The sequence below is a fragment of the Bartonella sp. MU70NMGDW genome (assembly GCF_042194085.1).
Taxonomy (GTDB): domain Bacteria; phylum Pseudomonadota; class Alphaproteobacteria; order Rhizobiales; family Rhizobiaceae; genus Bartonella; species Bartonella grahamii.
On sequence record NZ_JBHIMK010000199.1, the window covers coordinates 1 to 2,265 of the forward strand.

Annotated in this window: 1 protein-coding gene; it reads right to left on the reverse strand. The window is 34.4% G+C overall.

What is annotated here, in order from left to right; translation table 11 throughout:
* Positions 1–1,902: 1,902 nt before the first annotated feature.
* Positions 1,903–2,265, reverse strand: a 363-nt coding sequence (locus ACFIKE_RS09700; RefSeq protein ID WP_375649618.1) for a hypothetical protein, incomplete at its 5' end; no start/stop codon positions are given.

The window sequence follows — 2,265 nt, forward strand, 5'->3', positions numbered from 1 at the left end:
CAGCGGCTTTTACGAGATCAGTCATAAAAACCTCTTTCTGTTCTTTTTGAGGTGATTTTATGAATAACAATATGTTACAATCTGTAATATATGCTGATACAATATATTCAGCAAGCTTAAAATCGCTCTTTTTTATAAAGGCTTGGGGAATTGGAGTATTGTGAATCCTAAAAAAGAAAGCTTTAAAAGGACTATTGATTGATTTTGTAGGTTTTGTGTTGCTGAAAACTTTTTTATCCTGTGATGCTATAAAATACTGTCATTTATAGCGGTAATATAAGGTATAAGTTTTTTTGGAACGTTTAAGTATTTTTTAGTGTGTGATGAATATTCGTAGGTTTATTTGTTGAGCCTTTCGTTTAAGTGATTCACAAGAGTGGAAGTCAAGAGAAGATCGTTTGACAAAAATTCGGACTGCGTACAGAGCAGATTGAGTTAAGATCTTGGTCCTTTAAAGTGAGCGGAGGAAGACAAAAATGTTTTCTGATCGTTTATTTCATAGCAAGATTGGTTAATGCTATTCTAATGGGGCATGTTTTGCACAAAAGAAAAGAACGTTCCAAACGAAATATACTTATGTTGTATATTAATATATTTGTATTGCATATTTATGTACTTTTTTTAAAGAAACATCTCTCAACGCACACGACAGACATTTTACGATGACACTCGTAAATGGTATAACGGTAAATGTGACTAGTATAACAGTAAAGCTCTCGTGAAATAATATAAAATTTGAATAATATAAAAATCTATAGAATGCTATCATCTTTATACTTATGAAAGAGTAAGTCACGATCATCGTACGCTTGCTTCCAATTTTTACTATAGCCCTTGGCATTTGCTAGGTTCATAAGAGGCATTTTTCTTTCAGCGTATTTTATCAACACATTAGGGCGTTGTTTGTGATGTGTAAGCAAGTGATTTTAATTATATTCAACATATAATAGATTTGAAATGGGATGATTATGAAAGAGAAGAGCCGTATTTAGAAGGTTGAAAATGAGAGAAAGTTCGTAACAAAAATTGTACCTTTATTATAAAATGATTGTTTTTCTCTGTTTTTATACTAGTAGCGCATGTAAAGCCGCGATATTAAGAGCAAACTGTTTTATGGAGCGAAATAATCTATAGGAAGATGCTGTGGAAATTCTGAAAATATCAATGTGGGGGAGCGTTAAGCATTATGCATTGGATAATATTTTGATTTATAGATGATAATCTATCGTTATTCAACTTGAATTAGAGCCCTAAATACCGATGCATTTTTCCATTCCAAATCTGTTCTAGGTTGAATCAATCAAAACCATGTCTTTTGCAGTTACAAGTGGGGGGACCCATGCGGAGAGAAACTGTACAAGAAAGGCATGCTTTTATGAACCGTCTCAAGTGTCAAGGGTATCGCAACATGAGAAGCTAGCAAAATATATGATGGTGCTGGCTTGCTTCTTTTATTAAGCGTAATAAAGATGGAAAGTGCTCAAAGGATTTTATACACGTCATGGGAGATTTATCATTATACCATTCATGGGACTCGGTGCGAAATAGGCTTGCGTTCACTTAAGAGATGTTTCTTTAAAACAAGCGCGTGAATATGCGATTGAAGACGTATCGAACTGATTGGCTAAGAAATTCTTGAAAAGGTTCAAAAAATCTTATATAGTCGTTCATTGCAAAGAAAAGCGAATGATAATTTAAAAAAGGGAGATTGATGGCTGTTTAGCTATTTTAAGATGTCTTTTTTAATATTGCTGTATGGCTGATCTGTTCAAAAGAGCATTCTTTTCGTATTTTATGCGAAATACTGCATGTGTGCAGAAAGAGCATGGGGGAGGGTGTGTCTTTAAGGTATGCAGGTTTAGGTGCAGAGAAAGCCATAAAGTTATGGAGGGTAAAATGCTGCTATCGGTAAAATGCTGAAATTTTTAATGGGCTTAAGTCTTTATATGCTGCAAGATATGCTGCGGGTTTTTGTCGGCAGATAGTTTTTATGGCCAAGGTTTTCGCGAGAGTGTTATTGTTTTCTGTTGAAGACGTGCTGGTGATAAAATAGGCAAAGATAAAATCAGCAAGGCAAAATAGACAGAGCAAATATGGAAGTTTCGATATTTGCTGTGTGGGGTTTAAGTTTATAGCGTTTTGATAAATTAGTATAGCCGCAATGATGGTTTTGGAGCAAAGCAAGAAAAATACTTGAGAGAATGCGTTGAAAGTTGAAGTGGTATACGCTTTGGAGGATTGTCGTGCTGTTGTTTGAGCAATGTT